This is a genomic window from Aliiroseovarius sediminis, from assembly GCF_022678485.1.
GTDB lineage: Bacteria > Pseudomonadota > Alphaproteobacteria > Rhodobacterales > Rhodobacteraceae > Aliiroseovarius > Aliiroseovarius sediminis.
The window spans coordinates 231838-249728 of record NZ_JALBYP010000032.1; the positions used below are offsets into that span (position 1 = coordinate 231838).

Annotated in this window: 20 protein-coding genes and 1 pseudogene; 12 read left to right on the forward strand and 9 right to left on the reverse strand. The window is 61.0% G+C overall.

The window, feature by feature from the left end:
• Nucleotides 1–15: 15 nt before the first annotated feature.
• Nucleotides 16–186, reverse strand: a pseudogene (locus MN186_RS10140) (transposase); the annotation flags it as partial.
• Nucleotides 187–403: 217 nt separating this feature from the next.
• Between MN186_RS10140 and MN186_RS10145 the strand changes: the two are divergent.
• Nucleotides 404–736 carry a hypothetical protein gene (locus MN186_RS10145; RefSeq protein ID WP_242114250.1) on the forward strand — a complete coding sequence of 111 codons (333 nt, stop codon included), beginning with the start codon at nucleotides 404–406 and terminating at the stop codon, nucleotides 734–736.
• Nucleotides 737–784: 48 nt separating this feature from the next.
• Here the strand turns inward: MN186_RS10145 and MN186_RS10150 are convergent, their stop codons facing one another.
• The 3 genes from MN186_RS10150 to MN186_RS10160 all read right to left on the reverse strand — a co-directional run bounded on the left by MN186_RS10150 (nucleotide 785) and on the right by MN186_RS10160 (nucleotide 3823).
• Nucleotides 785–1264 (reverse strand): HupE/UreJ family protein, encoded by a 480-nt coding sequence (locus MN186_RS10150; RefSeq protein WP_338024989.1) that lies wholly within the window; start codon nucleotides 1262–1264, stop codon nucleotides 785–787.
• 268 nt (nucleotides 1265–1532) lie between these two features.
• Nucleotides 1533–2681, reverse strand: coding sequence for a baeRF3 domain-containing protein (locus MN186_RS10155; RefSeq protein WP_242114251.1), 1149 nt, complete (start codon nucleotides 2679–2681; stop codon nucleotides 1533–1535).
• Nucleotides 2682–2767: 86 nt separating this feature from the next.
• Nucleotides 2768–3823, reverse strand: a complete 1056-nt coding sequence (locus tag MN186_RS10160) for a 2,3-butanediol dehydrogenase (RefSeq protein ID WP_242114252.1) — start codon at nucleotides 3821–3823, stop codon at nucleotides 2768–2770.
• Between the two features lie 274 nt (nucleotides 3824–4097).
• Here MN186_RS10160 and MN186_RS10165 point away from each other — a divergent pair, with 274 nt between their 5' ends.
• The 4 genes from MN186_RS10165 to MN186_RS10180 all read left to right on the forward strand — a co-directional run bounded on the left by MN186_RS10165 (nucleotide 4098) and on the right by MN186_RS10180 (nucleotide 7386).
• Nucleotides 4098–5285: an MFS transporter gene (locus tag MN186_RS10165; RefSeq protein WP_242114253.1), complete on the forward strand. Its 1188-nt coding sequence runs from the start codon at nucleotides 4098–4100 to the stop codon at nucleotides 5283–5285.
• Between the two features lie 31 nt (nucleotides 5286–5316).
• Nucleotides 5317–6576 (forward strand): cytosine deaminase, encoded by a 1260-nt coding sequence (gene codA, locus MN186_RS10170; RefSeq protein WP_242114254.1) that lies wholly within the window; start codon nucleotides 5317–5319, stop codon nucleotides 6574–6576.
• A gap of 121 nt (nucleotides 6577–6697) precedes the next feature.
• The gene (locus tag MN186_RS10175) at nucleotides 6698–6916 is read left to right on the forward strand and encodes an alpha/beta-hydrolase N-terminal domain-containing protein (protein ID WP_242114255.1); all 219 of its coding nucleotides are present in this window, start codon (nucleotides 6698–6700) and stop codon (nucleotides 6914–6916) included.
• Nucleotides 6853–7386, forward strand: a complete 534-nt coding sequence (locus tag MN186_RS10180; RefSeq protein WP_242114256.1) for an alpha/beta-hydrolase family protein — start codon at nucleotides 6853–6855, stop codon at nucleotides 7384–7386. Before MN186_RS10175 ends, MN186_RS10180 begins: the two co-directional genes overlap by 64 nt.
• Nucleotides 7387–7548: 162 nt before the next feature.
• Here the strand turns inward: MN186_RS10180 and MN186_RS10185 are convergent, their stop codons facing one another.
• Both MN186_RS10185 and MN186_RS10190 read right to left on the reverse strand, forming a co-directional pair.
• Entirely contained in the window at nucleotides 7549–8820 is a 1272-nt protein-coding gene (locus MN186_RS10185; protein WP_242114257.1) for an MFS transporter, read from the reverse strand.
• Between the two features lie 157 nt (nucleotides 8821–8977).
• The gene (locus MN186_RS10190; protein WP_242114258.1) at nucleotides 8978–9472 is read right to left on the reverse strand and encodes a Dps family protein; all 495 of its coding nucleotides are present in this window, start codon (nucleotides 9470–9472) and stop codon (nucleotides 8978–8980) included.
• A gap of 43 nt (nucleotides 9473–9515) precedes the next feature.
• On the opposite strand from MN186_RS10190, the gene MN186_RS16695 reads away from it, so the two are divergent.
• The 6 genes from MN186_RS16695 (at nucleotide 9516) to MN186_RS10220 (ending at nucleotide 13907) form a co-directional block, all read left to right on the forward strand.
• On the forward strand, nucleotides 9516–9914 hold the full coding sequence (locus MN186_RS16695) for a hypothetical protein (RefSeq protein WP_242114259.1): 399 nt from the start codon (nucleotides 9516–9518) through the stop codon (nucleotides 9912–9914).
• A 414-nt stretch (nucleotides 9915–10328) separates the two neighbouring features.
• Nucleotides 10329–10619 (forward strand): urease subunit gamma, encoded by a 291-nt coding sequence (locus MN186_RS10200; RefSeq protein WP_420838925.1) that lies wholly within the window; start codon nucleotides 10329–10331, stop codon nucleotides 10617–10619.
• 39 nt (nucleotides 10620–10658) lie between these two features.
• Complete coding sequence (locus tag MN186_RS10205) at nucleotides 10659–11585, forward strand: urease subunit alpha (protein WP_242114260.1); 927 nt, start codon at nucleotides 10659–10661, stop codon at nucleotides 11583–11585.
• Nucleotides 11586–11710: 125 nt separating this feature from the next.
• Nucleotides 11711–11899, forward strand: a complete 189-nt coding sequence (locus MN186_RS10210; RefSeq protein WP_242114261.1) for an urease accessory protein UreD — start codon at nucleotides 11711–11713, stop codon at nucleotides 11897–11899.
• A 48-nt stretch (nucleotides 11900–11947) separates the two neighbouring features.
• Nucleotides 11948–12658, forward strand: coding sequence for a GTP-binding protein (locus MN186_RS10215; RefSeq protein WP_242114262.1), 711 nt, complete (start codon nucleotides 11948–11950; stop codon nucleotides 12656–12658).
• Nucleotides 12659–12809: 151 nt separating this feature from the next.
• A complete protein-coding gene (locus MN186_RS10220; RefSeq protein WP_242114263.1) occupies nucleotides 12810–13907 on the forward strand; it encodes an FUSC family protein in 1098 nt (365 codons plus the stop codon).
• 15 nt (nucleotides 13908–13922) lie between these two features.
• On the opposite strand, the gene MN186_RS10225 is transcribed toward MN186_RS10220, so the two are convergent.
• The 3 genes from MN186_RS10225 to MN186_RS10235 form a co-directional block, all read right to left on the reverse strand.
• Nucleotides 13923–14285 (reverse strand): MliC family protein, encoded by a 363-nt coding sequence (locus MN186_RS10225; protein ID WP_242114264.1) that lies wholly within the window; start codon nucleotides 14283–14285, stop codon nucleotides 13923–13925.
• Between the two features lie 151 nt (nucleotides 14286–14436).
• Nucleotides 14437–15306: a pirin family protein gene (locus MN186_RS10230; protein ID WP_242114265.1), complete on the reverse strand. Its 870-nt coding sequence runs from the start codon at nucleotides 15304–15306 to the stop codon at nucleotides 14437–14439.
• Nucleotides 15307–15355: 49 nt separating this feature from the next.
• Nucleotides 15356–16156, reverse strand: a complete 801-nt coding sequence (locus MN186_RS10235) for a glutathione S-transferase family protein (RefSeq protein ID WP_338024990.1) — start codon at nucleotides 16154–16156, stop codon at nucleotides 15356–15358.
• Between the two features lie 222 nt (nucleotides 16157–16378).
• On the opposite strand from MN186_RS10235, the gene MN186_RS10240 reads away from it, so the two are divergent.
• A complete protein-coding gene (locus MN186_RS10240) occupies nucleotides 16379–17869 on the forward strand; it encodes an MATE family efflux transporter (RefSeq protein ID WP_242114266.1) in 1491 nt (496 codons plus the stop codon).
• The last annotated feature ends 22 nt before the right edge of the window (nucleotides 17870–17891 follow it).

The window sequence follows — 17891 nt, forward strand, 5'->3', positions numbered from 1 at the left end:
CTAGGGGCACCTCATCTTGAGCCGTTTGGCGTCCGACACCGTCATCCCGTCAAACTTCGACTTCCAAGCATAAAAGGTGCCTTCCGAAATGCCGTGCTTGCGGCACAGGTCAGCACACTTCGCGCCGGCCTCATGCTCAGTCAGAATGCCGATGATCTGTTCTTCGCTGTATCTCGTTCGCTTCATGGTCCGTCCAAAGCTGTGTCGGACTCTAATTCCAAATGGAGGGAAAATCCCGGGGCAGGTCAATCGGCGCAGGGGTGCTTTTGGCGTATCTGGCGCTTTGGTATCATTTTGGTATCCTGGTGCATGCTCGTTTTGCAAACCGTCGAAACTGGCCCTATCGTCGCATCGAATTTCAACGTCCTCTGCGACAGGGCGTGGCAAAAAGGCGCGCGACAGCTTGGATCAGATCACATTTCCACGACGCAGAGATAACGAAGCCTGGGCCTGGGGTCTGTCCGGCCCCGAACCTGTCGAAATCTGGGAGAGGTTTTCCCCCGCCTACGAGGCGCAGTTGGAACGGCTATTCTCAGTTCTGAGAGATATGGGGTTCAGTCCCGCAGTTGGCGGTGCGGGATCCGAAGACGGGGAATATGTGAGGGCGGTGTATACCGCTGACGAACGCATCGTCTTTTTCTATCACCTCGAAGATCCTGCCGATGCAAGGTTCGTGGCGTCGCTCGACGATGATGACCTGCGCGACTGGATCACCAACGCATGGATGGGTGCCTGACCGCCGGCGCCGTGGCACAGGCCAACAGCGAACGGCAGGCAGGAAGGTTCAGCCGGCGACGATCACCCAAAGACCGCCAAGCGCTGTGGCCCATCCCAAACCCTGAAGAACCTTTGAACTGGCAGTAATGCGGCCCGCTGCAAGTGCAAGACCGACACCGACCGCATGAAGGAGCGCCGTGGAAACCGCGAAGCCTGCACCGAAGGCAAGCGCACCCGCCGACCCAAGTTCATCGCCATGGGCATGACCGTGAAACAGGGCAAACACCCCCACGATGCCAGCAGCAGCGGACACCGGCAACCGCAGCGAAAGCGCCACCGCGAGACCGAGCGCGAGAACCGAGACGAGGATCATGGGTTCGACAAACGGAAGCGCCAGACCGGCGACGGCCGACATAAACCCGACCATCATCACGCCAACGAAGGACAAGGGGAGAGCCCAGATCGCACGCCCGCCAAGAACCGCGGCCCACAGACCGACTGCAACCATTGCAAGAATATGATCGAGGCCGAAAACCGGATGCGACAGGCCGGCGGCAAATGACCCGTGCTCAGCGGGGGTTCAGATGCGCAAGTGCGGGGGTAGCCGACATCGCCAGTGCTGCGGCGGTAAAAATCCGTTTATTGATCGCTCCTCGTCATTTGTCTGCGGAGGCGAATTCAAGCGGCTGCTCCGCGTTCCAATCACCTGCTGATGAGAATGGCCAAATCATGTGTGTGGTGCAACTGGAATAACAACTGGATAAAAGGCGGCCACCCCGGCTTTGCCTGAAACGACAGGGTGACCGTCATTTTCTCTAGAACCTGAAAATCGCGGCGATGCCGGTTTCGGAGGGCATCCGCTCGGGCGGAACGATGACGACCTCGCCACCGGACCGCAGCGTATGCTCCCCCAGATCGTCGAGCAGGTCATCGACATCCGGGTCTTCAAGGCGGGCGAAGGTGATGTGACCGGTTTCAGGATCGAAGCGCCCCGGCACGACCCGATCGGCGTCAATCAGCAGGGTGGCGATGCGGCCAGCGGAAACGGCCTTGCCGATCTCGGTCAGATCCGCGCTGCCACGGTCGTTTGCTTGTGCCGTGCCGAACTGTTCAACCAGTCCGTCCAGACGCTCAAGGTAGCGAGGAAGCACGATATCCCACGCACGCGCGCGCAGATCCTCGGCGGTGACTGACGCGGGGTCCACGTCCACGGCCTGTTCCAGCAGGGCCGGATTGTCACTGACGTCACGAAACATGTGGTGATGTTCGGACAATGCGGCCAGCACAAGTGGCATGCTTGACGGCTTGGAATAGGTCTTGGCCACTGCCTCGTCCACGGCGCGGAAAAACTGGCGCGTTTCGTTCTCGGTTAACTCGCGGCGCACGTTCATGCCGTGGCGGGTCGTGTGTCCCGATCCGTCACGCCCATGCGCGCGCTTCGTGCGCTCGGGGTCGTCCTGGTCGGCGAGGATCACATCCTCCAGTTCCGCCGGAAAATCGGCGTTCAGCGTCACCTCGTCCAGCGCATAGCGATTGCCCTCGAACAGGGTTGCCGAATGGCGGCTGATACCCAAGACGTTGAAGCGATCCGCCGATTGCAGGATGCGCACCAGCGGCTTGGTGTGGAAACTGCTGGCAACGATGGTCTTTTCCTTGACCGTGCGTCGCAGGTTGTAAACCTTGAACATCGCAGGCGTCGCGAAAACGGCGATCCCGTCAAGCGTGTGGTTCCAGAATTGCGCGTCGTCTTCCAGCGCGTGGAAGGGTCGCAGCAGCGCGTCGATATCGCGGTCGCCGTATTGACGCTCCAGCGATGTCTTTACTTCTTTCAGCAGATTGCCAAAGCGGATTGGATCCTGCTTGCGATCCGGAAAGGTGCGGTGCGTCGGTTGGTAAAGCGAAATACAGGGGCCATCGTGATCGGCCAGCAATATATCTTTGTAGTCGTGTTCAAGTTCATTCATGTTATGTCTCCTAACGTCATTCAGCGTTAAAAGAACCTGACCAGCGGGTCAGGCTCTCCGGCTTCACAAGCTCCGTTCAGAAGGCGTCAGGCCGGCGCCTTGACGAGAATCTTGACCTGGCTTTTCTCAGCGGTCAGCGTATCAAAGCCCTCGGCGACGATATCGTCAATCTCGATCCGTTTGGTCACAAGGGTGTCGGCCTGAAAATAGCCGCGCGTCATCAGCTCCATCACCGCCGGATAGATGTTGCGATAGCCGATGGTGCCCTTGATCGTGCGTTCGCTCAACACGACTGTGTTGGGCTGGAAAGATGCCTCGGTTTCCCAGATCGACACGACCAGCGCCTGACCTTCGTGGCGGGTGCAGTCAATCGTCTGCGCCAGAACCGCCGGTACGCCCGTCACCTCGAAGGCGACATCGACGCCGCTGCCGGTCGCATCGCGGATTTCGGCGACGACATCGGTGTCGGTCGGGTCCATCGCGCGGGTCGCGCCCAGTTCCATCGCCTTGGCGCGACGTTCCTCTGACGGCTCGACGACATAGACCTTTGCGGCACCGGCCGCGCGCAGCGCCTCGACCACCAACAGGCCGATGGGACCGGCGCCGAACACGGCGGCTGTGTCACCCGCCTTGATCTTGCTCATCCGCACCGCATGAAGCGCCACGGCGGCAGGCTCGACCAGCGCACCCTGCTCCATCGACAGCCCTTCGGGCATCTTGTGGACCATATGCGCAGGCACCACGGAATAGGCGGCAAACCCGCCCGCGCCACCGGACAGCCCGACAAAGCCCAGATCCTTGCACAGGTTGTATTTGCCCTCGACGCAGGCATCGCATTCACCGCAGCTGTATATCGGTTCGACCGCAACCCGGTCGCCGATCTCAAACCCTTCGACGCCTTCGCCCAGTTCGGTGATCTCTCCGGCATACTCATGCCCCATCGTGATCGGCGCCTTGTCGTGGCTGAGCGGGTGGTTTTCGCCGACGGGAACGAAAATCGGACCGGCCAGATATTCATGCAGGTCGCTGCCGCAGATGCCGGTCCAGGCGACCTTGATCTTGACATCTCCGGGGGTAACTTGCGGCTCGTCGATCTCTTCGACGCGGATGTCTTTGGCGGCGTGCCAGCGTGCGGCTTTCATGGGTCATGCTCCTGTGTTGTGTGGGCGGAAATGCCTGAAATCGGGTGGGTACGGTCGGAAAAGACACGCCCTCCCTTCTGTTCACATGTAGTATGTCCTACTATTTTTATAAGTCATTGATCTGGGTTAATGTGGCGAGTGCGGCAAGGGGCCAATTTTGGCAGGAAGACAAGAATAGGATGTGCGCAACGAATCCCGGCCAAGCGGCCGGGGGGCGGGCGCGTCCTTGCGTGCAATTGGCGACGAGGATGTCGCCCGGGAGGAGGTAAACCCAGTGACCAGAACCGATGGTGCAGGCGCCAAGCAAACCTTTTCGTGGTTCGTCCTTGGCCTGATGTCCAGCGTCACTTTTGTCGGCATCCTGTCGGAACTGGTGCCATCGGGGATCCTGCCGCAGATGGCCGCCGACCTTGGCATTGACGAGGGCGATGTGGGGTTTCTGGTGGGTGTCTACGCGCTGGCCTCCGCCATTTTCGCGATTCCGCTGGTCAGCGTCACATTGACCATGAACCGCAAGTTGCTGCTGCTGCTTCTGCTGGCGGGGTTTGCGGTTTCAAACTTCGTTGTCGCGGTGACGTCGTCCTATCAGATCATGGTCGCGTTCCGTGTTCTCGGCGGCCTCTGCGCGGGTGTGATGTGGCCGATGATCGCCGCTTATGGAACGCGGCTTGTGCCCGAACACATGCATGGGCGTGCGATCACCGTCATCATGTCTGGTAACACGCTGGGCATCAGCATCGGGTTGCCGGTAATGACGATGATCGGCGTCACCTTCGACTGGCGTGCTGCCTTTGCAGTGCTTGGCCTGATCGTCGTGGCCATCGCGGTTCTGGCCTATTTCTACATCCCGTCCGTGAAGGGCGAGCGGATGAGCAAGACCAACTCGCCATTGGCAATCATAAGGATGCCCGCCATCCTGATCGTGCTGCTGCTGACATTTCTGTCGGTCGTGGCGCATTACGGAATCTATACCTACATCACGCTGCTGGTGCAGATGCTTGACCTCGTGGGCGGCATCGGATTTGCCCTGCTGATCTTTGGCATCGGCTCGGTCGCCTCGGTGATCCTGTCGGCGCGGTTCATCGACGCCTACCTGCAACCGCTGATCATCACGGCGCTGACGACGGGCGGTATCGCGATGGTGCTGTTCCTGACGTTCCCCGGCAGTCTGATCGTCTCGGTCATCGGGTTCTTTCTGTGGGGTCTGGCATTCGGCCCGCTGGTCACGATGTATCAAACCGCTGTCAGCCGCCAGATCGATGAGGCCAAGGATGTGGCGACATCGGTGCAATCGAGCGTGTTCAACTTCTCGATCATGATCGCGACTTTCATCGGCGGCCTGTTGCTGGAAGGGTTCCTTGGCTCTTTCGATGTCAGGGGCGTCGTCTACCTGTCGCTTGGCTGCTTTATCCTCGCCACCATCGTGGCGAGCATGTCCAAACGTACCTTGCGCTCGGCCTGAGCGCGGTTTGAAACCGAAAAGGAGAAAAACCATGAAAAAGTTCACCAATGCCCGCATTTACAGGGGCCAGAACGGCCCCAGCGAGATTCTGGTCGAGAAGGGCAAGATCAAGCAGATCGGCACCAACCTGCCCGACACGGACGAGGTGGTCGACCTCAAGGGCCGGCTGGTCGTCCCGCCCTATGTCGATGCGCACCTGCATCTGGATTATGTCTTTACTGGCAGTGGCGACGAGGCCACCAACACCAGCGGCACCCTGTTCGAGGGGATCGCCCGCTGGCACGATGTGAAGAAATCCCAGACCAAGGAAGACGCCCGCGAACGCGCCCTGAAAGGTATCCGCGAGGAAGTGTCCAAGGGCGTGCAGTTCATCCGCACCCATGTGGATGTGGACGACCCTGATCTGACCGGCCTCAAGGCGATGCTGGAGCTGCGCGAGGAACTGGCCGACAACGTCACCATCCAGATCGTCGCCTTTCCGCAGGAGGGGATGTATGCCTACAAGGGCGGCGACGAGATGGTCGAGGAAGCGCTGAAGATGGGCGCCGATTGCGTCGGGTCCATCCCGCACTTTGAGTGGGCGCGCGAGATCGGCGAGAAATCCATCCACCGCACGGTGGAGCTTGCCACCAAATACGACAAGCTGATCGACGTGCATTGCGACGAGACCGACGACGTGATGAGCCGCTTCGTCGAATTGCTCAACGCGCTGGTGATGAGCGAAGGGATCGGCACCCGCACCGCCGCCAGCCATACCTGTTCGTTCGGGTCTGCCGACAACGCCTATGCCTTCCGCATGATGGGTCTGTTTGAAAAATCGGGGATGAACTTTATTTCCCTGCCGACCGAAAACGCCTATCTTCAGGGACGACAGGACAGCTATCCCAAGCGTCGCGGCCTGACCCGCGTGAAAGAGTTTTTCGACAGCGGCATCAACGTCTGTTTCGGGCAGGATTCGATCAACGACCCGTGGTATCCGGTGGGCAACGGCAACCTGATGAACATCCTCGACAACGGCATCCATCTGGCACAAACCATGTCCTTCGAGGATCTGGACCGCGTGCTGGACCTGATCACCTACAACGGTGCCAAGACGTTGAATGTCGACGACCAATACGGGATCGAAGAAGGCAAACCGGCCAACTTCCTTGTGCTTGACGCTGACAGCCCGTTCGAGGCGGTGCGCACACGCGCCGATGTGCTGGCCTCGATCCGCAACGGTGAATATCTGTTCAAGCGGCCCGAGCCGAGCTTTGATATCGAACTGGACCTGTTCCGAAAGACGCGCTGACCACGCGGCTTTGGCAAAATAACTCACCCGAATATAGGGTCGATGCAGGCGATATGCGCGACGCGGTATCGCCTGCTTTCTTCCCGCTTGACTTGCGGTTGCGCTTTCTCAAGACAGACACATGCGCCCCTCGAACCGAACCGGTTTATATGTCTTGCCCCTTTATCTCGCGTGTCTGGCTCTCGCGGCATCGCTGACGCCGTCGCTCATTCCGCGCGACTGGCTGGTTCAGGGTGTCCTTGGCGGGATTGTCATGGGCGTGGGATACCTGATCGGGTGCGGTTTCGTCTGTATCGCTACATGCCGGCGCGCACGGCCAATGTCGCCGGTTTCATCCTGACGGCGCTTGCGTTGATCTTTCTGGCGCGTGACGGCGTGATGAACCGCGTGATCATCGCGCTGGCCGAGTTGATCCGGCAGGGCGGGTTCGACCGTGAGGTGCTGATCGTCGCCATGCCCACCGGCACCGGATGGATGGACCCGGGCGCGATGGATCCGGTTGAATACATGCATGGCGGCGATATCGCGACGGTTGCGGTGCAGTATTCCTATCTGCAATCACCGCTCGCCCTGGTTCTGGAAACGCGCTCGGGTCTTGATCAGGCCGAGCCGCCGTTCCCCTCCGTCCGGTGGCAGAACGTGGTCGCATCACGCAATCCGGGCAGCCCCTATGTCGCGCCGGTGCTTGGCGACGGTCGGCTGGTCACGCAATTGCAGCTTCTGGTCGACATGCTGCTGGCCAATACCGCACCGGAAGGCACGGGCATGCCTGTTACGCCGCCGATTATATCGGGCCCTGGGTCGCAGTGACGAATCCGGAGAACTGGACAACGCAAGACACAGCGCGTCTGATCGCATTTTGCGATACCGGTTTTCTGAACGGCTGCGATACTTCCCGCCACAGCGCGGCGACCACAATTTCCGAAAGGCCCTGACATGCTTCCAGCTTCCGGGTGGAACCGGTGATCCCCCTCAGCCTGGCGCGTTCGGCTCGGATGTGGGGTCTTCCGGTTCCGGCTCGGCGCGCGGATCAAGCGCCAGTGCGGTTGGCGAGGTGTCGGGAAGCGGGACGAATTTCTCGCGCTCCGGCTCGGGCAGTTGCGGGACCGACCGGAGGCTCGATAGGACGAAGATCGCGTAGGCTATCGCGATCAAGGATTCGAACACAAAGAACGATGACGGCCCGAATGCTGCCATCAGCGCCGAAGTCAGCAGCGGGCCGATGGTCGCGCCGATGGAATAGACCATGAGCAGACGGCCCGACGCGGCCACATAATACCTTCGGTCCAGACAGTCGAAGGTCTGCGCGACGCAGAGTGGATAGACGCTGCTGATCGCGCCGCCGAAGGCCAGCGCCATAATGAAGAGCAGGACAATCGGGATACCGTTCGCTATGGAAAGTGACAACAGCCCCCAGGATGCCCCGACCGCGATCAGCATGGCCGCCATCACGATGCGCCGGTCAAACCTGTCCGCCAGCATTCCGACAGGCACCTGAAAGGCAAGCCCGCCCAGAACCACGACGCTCATGAACATCGCGGCTTCGGACACGCTGAGGCCGATCTGGCGGGCAAAGACGACAGCCAGCGCATAGAAGGAACCGATCAGTATCCCGCCGACGCCTGCGCCGATCACGCCCACCTTCGAGGCAACGTAAATTTCTCTTACGCCCAGAATTTGAATTTCTTGAAGATCCGGCTCCCCCAGACGTGTCATCGCGATGGGGATGAGCGACAGCCCGATCAGCGCCGAGGCCAGCATGAGATGATCGCTGCCGCCGACGGGTGCGACGTTTACCAATGTCTGACCCAATGCAACCGCAATATAGAAGGCCAGCATGTAGAAGCCAAGAACGCGACCGCGGGTCTCGTTGCAGCTGCGTTCGTTCATCCAGCTTTCGATCGAGGTTGTCATCCCGGCGATGCAAAATCCGTTGATCACCCGCAGGATCACCCATGCCGCTGGAGAAAAGAAGGCGTCATAGGCCAGACAGATCGCCGCCGTCAGCGCGGCAAAGGCCGAAAATGCGCGGATATGTCCGATCCGCAGGATCACGTGTTTCGCTTTGAACCCGCCAAGGGCCAGCCCCAGATAGTACGACGCCATGATCGCACCGGTCAGCGCCACGGGGTAGCCCGCCTGCTCCATGCGCAACGGAAGCACCACACCGAGCAGGCTGTTGCCAGCCGTAAAGGCCGCAGCCCCGCCGAGCAGGGATCTTATGAGGCGGATGGTTTCGCGCATGTTCTGGGCCTTATTATTGATCCGTATTGATTTTACCAAAGCCCGAGGGACGTCCGAATTCATATAGTCGAAATCAAGGCTGCCGATAACCTGCAAACGCAAAAGCCCCGGCTGATGCCGGGGCTGATAGAAAGCGGAACGCGTGGAACGGATATGTTTACGCTGCAATGGCGCGCAACATCCAGGCGCTTTTCTCGTGAAAATCAGCGCGTGCCGTGGCCAGATCCGCCGTCACCGGGTCGTCGGCGGCCTCGGCGGTCCCGACCAGCGCACGCATGCGTGCCGCCAGTTTTTCGTGGTCGGACAACAAATCATTGACCATGTCCTGGGCGCTGAGGCTTGCATCCGGATCCTGTGCATCCGGTCCTGCGGCCAGATCTGCCGGGCTGATGAGAGCGGGTTTGCCCAAGGCTCTGATACGTTCGGCCAGCACGTCAGCGGCTGTAAACATGTCGGTGTAATGCTCTTCCGTCATGTCGTGAATCGAGACGAATAGGGGGCCCGTCACGTTCCAGTGGTAGATGTGCGACTTCAGGACGAGGCGATATGTGGCCGCCAAGACCTCGCTCAGCGCTTCTGCCACGGACCCGACGTTCGAAATGCCGGATTCAGTGTTTTCGTTGGTTTGGTTCTTCTTCGTAGAGATTGTCATCGATGTCTCCTCTTTCTGGCAATTGACTTGTGCTGCGCAAAATATGGACCGAAACGTCGGCACCGTTCGGGATCGGAACCTGCCGACCGTTGAAAGGGATTTCACCCTATGCGGCAATAGCGCCTCGGTTGCGCTGATCGTCGGCCGGACCCCGCCGATCAACCTTTTCCGAGACCCGCGCGGAGCGGGTCAACCCGAGGTCGCGATCACTGAAACCATTCACGACACGCCGGATATCGGACCGGTAGATGCCCATATCCCGCAAAAGCGCATCGTCCATCGCTTCGAGTTGGGCGATCGCGCGGCGTCGTTGCCACCAGCGCGCGAGGGATCGACCCAATTGCCCGATGAGGCCGACGGTATCATCGCGCTTGTTTTCGTGAGCGGTGTGGTGAAGCATTTCGCGGGTAATGTAGACGGACATTTTTTCTCCAGTTCATAGACGACTGTTGCAGTAACGATGACCGTGATCGCGTGCCGGACGTGCTTGTTCCGCAACGCTGCCATGCGTCATCTCTGTGTTCATGTGATCCAGATGGATCGGAAACCCCCCCGAGGCGTGAACCGGCGCTGCGGCCTGTCCGCCCGGGGTTACCGGCGGTTCAGTAGACTTCCTGCGCCCTGCAGAAACCTTCTATGAAAGCTGAACATCATCATACCTTCGATATGGCCACCGCCGAGACCGGTTTCAAGCCTGCAGTCCAAGGGTGTGACCTTTCGGGCACCAATTGATTTTTGGCAACTGTTGTGCAGGAAATACCGGCGCATAATTTCCGGGTGACACAGGCAGTTCTTGAGCGAACATATTCAGACTGCGGATGAGAAACTCGGAGGGCCTTGATGTTACTTAGCATGCATGAGCAGCAACGGCTTATCTATGGTCTATACCGCCGGCAAGCTGGCGCTGGAGCGCAAGGGGCGGGGGCTGAAGCTCAACCTGCCGGAAGCGACGGCGCTGCTCACCTCCTATCTGCTGGAGGGCGCACGCGACGGCGAAACAGTGACCGATCTGATGGAATCCGGGCGCAACGTCCTGAGCCGCGATGATGTGATGGAGGGCGTGCCCGAAATGATCGCGCAGATTCAGGTCGAGGCGACATTTCCCGACGGCACCAAGCTTGTCACAGTGATGGAGCCGATCCGGTGACCAACGAGCTTAACCCTTTTGCGCAGCTTGCCGCGGACAATGCAGGCAAGGCTGACGGTGCGCGGGCCGCGCATTCCACGCCTTCCATACCGAGGGCGCGGGCATGCCCCCGACATCATCTCCGTCGCGGGCGAACGCAACGTGCTGCCCGCCTCGACCAACCCGACGCGGCCCTTCACACGCAGTACGGTGACCGAGCATCTGGACATGGTCATGGTCGCCAACCACCTGAACCCGCAGGTGCCCAACGATCTGGCCTTTGCCGAAAGCCGCGTGCGCGCAGGCACCATCGCCGCCGAGGATATCCTGCAGGACATGGGCGCGATTTCGATCATGTCCTCGGACGCGCAGGCAATGGGACGGATCGGCGAGACGGTGATGCGGAGTTGGCAGACCGCGCACCAGATGAAGAAACTGCGCGGATCGCTTCCCGGTGACGACCGCGCCGACAACCACCGCGCGCGGCGCTATGTGGCGAAATACACGATCTGCCCCGCCGTCGCTCATGGGATGGAGGGCGAGATCGGCTCGATCGAAGTGGGCAAGAAGGCGGATATCGTGATGTGGCAACCGGCGCTGTTCGGTGTGCGCCCGCATACGGTGTTCACCGGCGGGATGGTGGCCACGGCCGCGCTGGGTGATCCCAACGCATCCATCCCGACGCCGCAGCCGGTGATGGAGCGGACGGGTTTCAACGTCCATTCGCCCGCCTCCGGCGCGACCTCGCTGGCCTTTGTTTCTCAGGCGGCAATCGACGACGGCTTGCCGGACCGGATCAACACGAACCGCAAGTTCATCGCCATTGAAAACACCCGGGGCCGCGGCAAGGAGGACATGCCGGAAAACACCGCGCTGCCAAAGATCGAGGTTGATCCCGATGCTTGTTCAGTAAAGATCGACGGCGAGAATGCCGATCACGAACCTGCGGATGAAGTGCCGATGGCGCAGCGCTACTTCCTGTTCTGAATGGAAACCCGAGGGATGAACAGGCAGGCGGCACTTTTGTTGCTGGCAGACGGACGTTTGCCAGCCGGTGGCTATGCCCATTCCGGCGGGCTGGAGCCTGCCGTTCTCGGCACGACGTCGCGCGGGTGGCGCTGGCGGCGGGCAGGGCGGGGCCGCTGGGCGGTGACAATTACGCTCTGGATGTGCATGTGGGCGCGGGCAGCACTCTGGTGCTGCAGGAGGTCGCGATGATGCTCGTCCTGCCGGGCCTCAGTGCCGAGCCCTCAAAGATGACGATCCGCATCACCGTCGAAGAGGGCGCGAGTTTTATCTGATGGGCCGAGCCGATCATCGCCGCGCATCGCTGCAATCACCAACATGATGTGCGGATAGCACTGGTACCGGGTGCGCGGATGGTCCTGCGCGAGGAGATGCTCTTGGGCCGTCACGGTGAACGCCCCGGCGATTTCACCAGTCGGCTGCGCGTCACGCACGGCGACCGCGCCGCCGGTTCGATCATTGCGGTTGATCCGTCGTGGAGCGATGACCCGCCGCCGCCCGCTGTGCCGTTCGACCGGAACGCTGCGTTAACGCCGCTTGCCGGACCCGGTGTCGCCATCGGTGTCATCACCAATGACATCTACACGGACGAGGATGCGCAGTTCCTGAAATCCGAAGGTGTGCTGCCCGAAGAGCGCATTCGCGCGGTCGAGACGGGATCGTGCCCGCATACCGCGATCCGCGACGACGTGACCATGAATCTGATGGCGGTCGAGGACATGGAGCGCGACTTTGCCCCGCTTGACATCGTGCTGGTGGAAAGCGGCGGCGACAACCTGACCGCGACATTCTCGCCCGCGCTGGTGGATGCGCAGCTATTCGTGCTGGACGTGGCCGGCGGCGGCGATGTGGCGCGCAAGGGCGGGCCGGGGATCGCACGCGTCCCGACACCGTGGAAACACTGTGCGACTGGGTGCGCGGGATGCATAAATCCTATGCGGACGGCGGGCACGTGCCGATTGATCCGGGCCCGATGGCGCCGCATCATCATGCGCATGACGACGGCCATACCCACAGCCACGATTAACGGCTAAAGTGTTTTGCATTTAATCTGAGCTACAGATTTGATGCAAAACGCCCACAACAATGATGGGGTGTGGGCGTTTTCCATTTTCCCTGATTTAGGAAAAACCCAAAAGCCTTTAGCATCAGACGAATGAACCGTGCGCAATCTGAAAGGTGCCTATGGACAATCTGAGCTGGCAGTTAAGGCATGCGCTGCGCATGGTCGTGTCCGGCTCGGGTGCTTATCTGCTGGTTTTCGCGCTTGGTCTTCAGGTGGACTTTTCTGCCGTTATAACCGCCATTTTCGTCACCCAAAGCAACGTCGGCGGATCGTATCGCGTGGCAATCGAGCAGTTTTTCGCGGCGATTGCCGGCGCGATCTGCGGCACGGGGGCCGCGGCGCTGATCCTCCCGCAGGATCCCGTGTCGACCGCCATTGCGCTGGTCATCGCCCTGACGCCGCTGGCCCTGCTTGGTGCCCGTTCGCCCGGCTTCCGGGTGGCGCCGATCAGTGCGGTGATCATCCTGCTGGAAGGGCCGGGATTCGAACTCGACACGCTCACGCTTGCCCTTGACCGAGTGCTGGGTGTCGCGCTTGGCTGCGCAACAGGCGTGGTAGTGTCCCTGACAGTGTTTCCGGCCCGTGCATTGTCGGCCGCCGTTGAAACCGCTGGCAGGGTCGCCGCTTTGCTGGCCCGGCAGATGCAACTCCTGTCTAGGAACGAGCCATCGCCCCGCGGCGAGCATGGAGCGCTCGCGGCGCAGGTGCGCGAAAATCTCGTGCGGCTGGGTAATCTGGTGGAAGAAGCCGAGCAGGAGCGGCGGGGAAGATCCACGCGCTATTCCGGCACTCCGCGCCTGCTGCGGACATTGCGCCGGTTGCGCCACGATACGGACATGCTGCGGCGGGCGGGCCGCGATATCAGCAGGGACCCGCTACCGCCTAGCGTCGCCGCACCTTGGTGCGAAGCCGCCGAAAGCGCGGCCAAAACCTTGCGCGGTATTGAACGGCTTCTGGCCGGTGAGGGAGTCCCCGAAAATTTCGACACGCTTACGCCGGCGGTGCGAAATTACCTCAACGCTCTTGAGGATATCCGCAAAAGCGGCGAGGCGACGACATTGCCGCCTGCCGTCCTTCGTCGCATGTTCGGGATTGGGTTCACTCTGGATCAGTTCCGGCGGGACGCGGCGGACATGATCGAGATCGCGCGGGGTGTGCCGAAGCCGAGGCCCAGTCCTGTCGCGGCTGTGAAAGCTTGGTGGTCACCGCGCGCTTGAGGCTTGGCACCGGCATCACTCGGACGCTGCACCGTTCTGTGCCTGACATTCACTGACGTTGGCCTCATCCAACGTATTTTCCAGTGTCGCCGTGTCCCCCTTGGTCCACCACACATTGGCGCCGGACACATATTTTGCGCCGGATGCCGATACCACATTGACGAAAATACGGTCCTCCCCGTCGAGCGGGACAATCGCAAGGGTGTTTGCATCCGTGTTCACATAATGGACCGAAAATGCCTCATCTTCGCCGCAGGCATAGCTTTGTGCGTGGACACTTCCCTGGGTGCCAAGGTCCACCGGGATGGACAGCGAAACTTCCGCGGTTGCCGTTCCGGCGATTGCAAGGCTGGCGAGCGCCAATAGAGTGGTTCGCATGGTATGATCTCCTGTGTGTTTGTCTGACCGGCATGTATGATTGACCGGACGTGTTGAGAATGGGCCGCAAGGCGCTGATTTCATCCTTGACGGTTATGTGATCGGCGCCGGGCATCGCCTGCGCCACGACTGCATCTTTCCGTTGCGAGTTTCAGGGATAGTGAACGCCGCCTTCGGCGCGGCGCGGTTTGGTGCTGTCCTGGGGCAGAGGGATGAAATCCTCCTCATCGCCGGGCACCGTCTCGAAACGACCGCGGGCCCATTCCTCCTTGGCCTGCTCGATGCGCTCGGCGCGGGACGACACGAAATTCCACCAGATATAGCGCGGGCCTTCCATCGGCGCGCCGCCGAACAGCATAAAGCGCGCGTGATCGCCGGTGCCGTCGTCCAGCGCCTTGACGGTGATCTCGTCGCCGGGGCGCAGCACCAGAAGCTGGCCGGGCTTGAACGCATCGCCCGCCACCTCGATCTGCCCGCGGATGGTATAAAGCGCGCGTTCCTCGGTATTGGCGGCGATGGGGGCGCGCGCACCCGGCGCAAGCGTGATGTCGCCGCAAAGCGTATCGGACGCGGTTTTCAGCGGGGAGGTGCCGCCAAAGGCAGACCCGGCGATCAGCCGCGCCTTCAGCCCTTCGGCCTTGACCACGGGCAGGTCCGTCTTGCCGTGATGCATGAAGGCGGGATCGGATTCTTCCTCGTTTTCGGGCAAGGCCATCCATGTCTGGATACCAAAGAGGCGCTGCCCGGTCTTCAAACGTTCGGGCGCGGTGCGCTCGGAATGAACGATGCCCTGGCCCGCCTTCATCCAGTTCACCGCGCCCGGTTCGATCGCCATATCGGTGCCGAGGGAGTCGCGGTGGTGAATCTGCCCCTCGAAAAGATAGGTCAGCGTGGCGAGGTTGATATGCGGATGGGGCCGCACGTCGATACCCTCATCGGTCAGGAATTCCGCGCCCTGCCGTTCCAGCGCCGTGCCGAAATCCCCGTAAAACGCGGAGTTGCGGACGTTCGAGACGTTCATCGCCGCCCAGTCATGGCGAAACCCCGGCTCGGACGCGTCCGACCGCCCGTTATCTGCGGTTCGGCGGGCGATCCAGATCCAGCACCGGATCGGCAGGCACGATACCGTTGGGATTGATGGTGCCGTGGCTGCGATAATAGTGCTGCTGGATGTGATCGAAATCCACCGTCTCGGCGACGCCGGGATGCTGGTATAGCTCGCGGGTGTAGCCCCAGAGATTCTCGTAATCCTTCAGCATCTTCAGGTTGCACTTGAAATGCCCGTGATAGACCGGATCGAAGCGGATGAGCGTGGTGACGAGCCGCCAATCGGCCTCGGTGATGCGGTCGCCGACACGGTAGCGCTGCTTGCCCAGCCGGTCCTCCAGCGTGTCCAGCGCATCGAAGAGCTTGCGCACCTCGCCCTCATAGACGGTCTGATCGGTGGCAAAGCCGGCCTTGTAGACGCCGTTATTGATGGCGTCATAGGTCAGTGCGTTGATCTCATCGATCTCGCCCATCAGCGCGTCCGGGCTGTAATCGGTGTCATTGGCCCCGACGTCGTCTAAGGCCGCATTCAGCATGCGGATGATGTCGGCAGACTCGTTAGAGATGATGGTGTTCCGCTCCAGATCCCATAGGACGGGCACGGTCACGCGGCCCGAATAATTCGGATCGGCGCGCAGATAGACCTGATACATGTAATCCGCGCCGCCGGGGTCGGGAATGGCGCCGGGGCCGGAGGCAAAGATCCACCCATGCTCGCCCATATAGGGGTTGACGACCGACAGGCCGATCATGTCCTCAAGCCCCTTGAGGCTGCGCAGGATCAGCGTGCGGTTGGCCCACGGGCAGGCGAGCGAGACGTACAGATGATAGCGCCCCGCCTGTTCTTTACATAGAAGAGTTGATCGAGCACGTTAATAGCCATAATCCTTCATTCACTATTGAGATTGGCGTAATAACTTCGGTTGACTGGCTTTGCGCTTGTTCGCGGCGCCCGCCAAGGCTTAACAGGGATGGCAAGACGGCAGCCGGGAAACTGCGCGCAAGGTGCTGCCCCTACGCCAGCCTGGCAAGAAAAAGGGCCGACAGTGAGCGACGCAACCATCCCCCGCAAAACCCGCCACGACCTGACGACAGGCTCGATCGCGATCACCATGATCCTCTTCGCGCTGCCGACTCTCGGGTCTTCGGCGCTGCAATCGCTGAACGGGTCGATCAATGCCGTCTGGGTGGGCCGGTTCATCGGCGAAGAGGCGCTGGCGGCGACGGCGAACGGCAACATCCTGATGTTTCTGTTGGTCTCCTTCGTCTTCGGCTTTGGCATGGCCTCCACGATCCTGATCGGTCAGGCGGTGGGGCGCCGGGACACGGACATGGCCAAACGCACGATGGGAACGGCGCTGGGCAGCATGATACCGCTGAGTGTGCTGATTGCCGTCGGCGGCTGGCTGTTCGCGCCTTTGCTGCTTGATCTGCTTGGCACCCCGGCAAGCGCGGCCGAGCTTGCGCTGATCTATCTGCGCATGATCTTTGTCGCGATGCCCGCGACGCTGACATTTACGCTGCTGATGATGGCCCTGCGCGGCACGGGTGATTCTGTGACGCCGCTCCGGTTCATGTTTCTGTCTGTGGGCATTGATCTGCTGCTGACGCCGGTGCTTATCCTCGGGCTGGGCCCGTTTCCCGATTGGGGCATATTCGGGTCGGCATTTGCAACGGCCATCGCCAATACCGTGGCGCTGATCGGGATGGGCGTGACTATCTACCTGCGCGGATCGGTGTTGGCCCTTCGGGGTGCGGAGTTGCGTTATCTGAAGGCGGACCGCACGATCCTGACTTCGATGATCTCAAAAGGCCTGCCGATGGGCCTTCAGATGATCGTCATCTCGACGGCGGCGCTGACCATGTTGTCGCTGATAAACCGCGAGGGGGTGCAGACCACAGCGGCCTATGGCGCGACGCAACAACTCTGGACTTATGTGCAGATGCCCGCAATGGCACTGAGTGCCGCCGCCAGCGCAATGGCCGCGCAGAACATCGGGGCGGGTCAGTGGGGCCGGGTATCGGCGATCACGCGGTGGGGGCTGGTATTCAACCTTGCGCTGACGGGGGCTGTCATCACGCTTCTGACGGTATTCGACGAGACCTTTCTTGGCCTCTTTCTCGGCAGCGACAGCGCGGCGGTGCCGATCGGGCGCCGTATCCTGATCATGGCGACCTGGGGCTACCTGTTCTTCGGGGTTGCGCAGGTTCTGTTCGGGACCATGCGCGCCAATGGCTATGTTATCGGGCCGCTGATCGTAATGGTGATTTCGATGTATCCGGTGCGCCTTGGCTTTGCCTTCGGGATGTATCCGGTGCTGGGAACCGATGCGCTCTGGCTGTCGTTTCCAGCTGGCATGGTGACGACGGCGCTGATGGGGGCCGGCCTTTACATGCGCGGCAGATGGCGCAGGGGCCGGATGATGCCTTCGGAGGAAGCGGCGCAGCGCTCGGAAGGGTATCGGGCGCATGGCGGCACCTGCGCGTCCTGCAGTGATCTGGCCCCGACGACGGCGTGGAAGCGTCAACACGCGTGACGGCACGGCGCCAAGCTTGTTT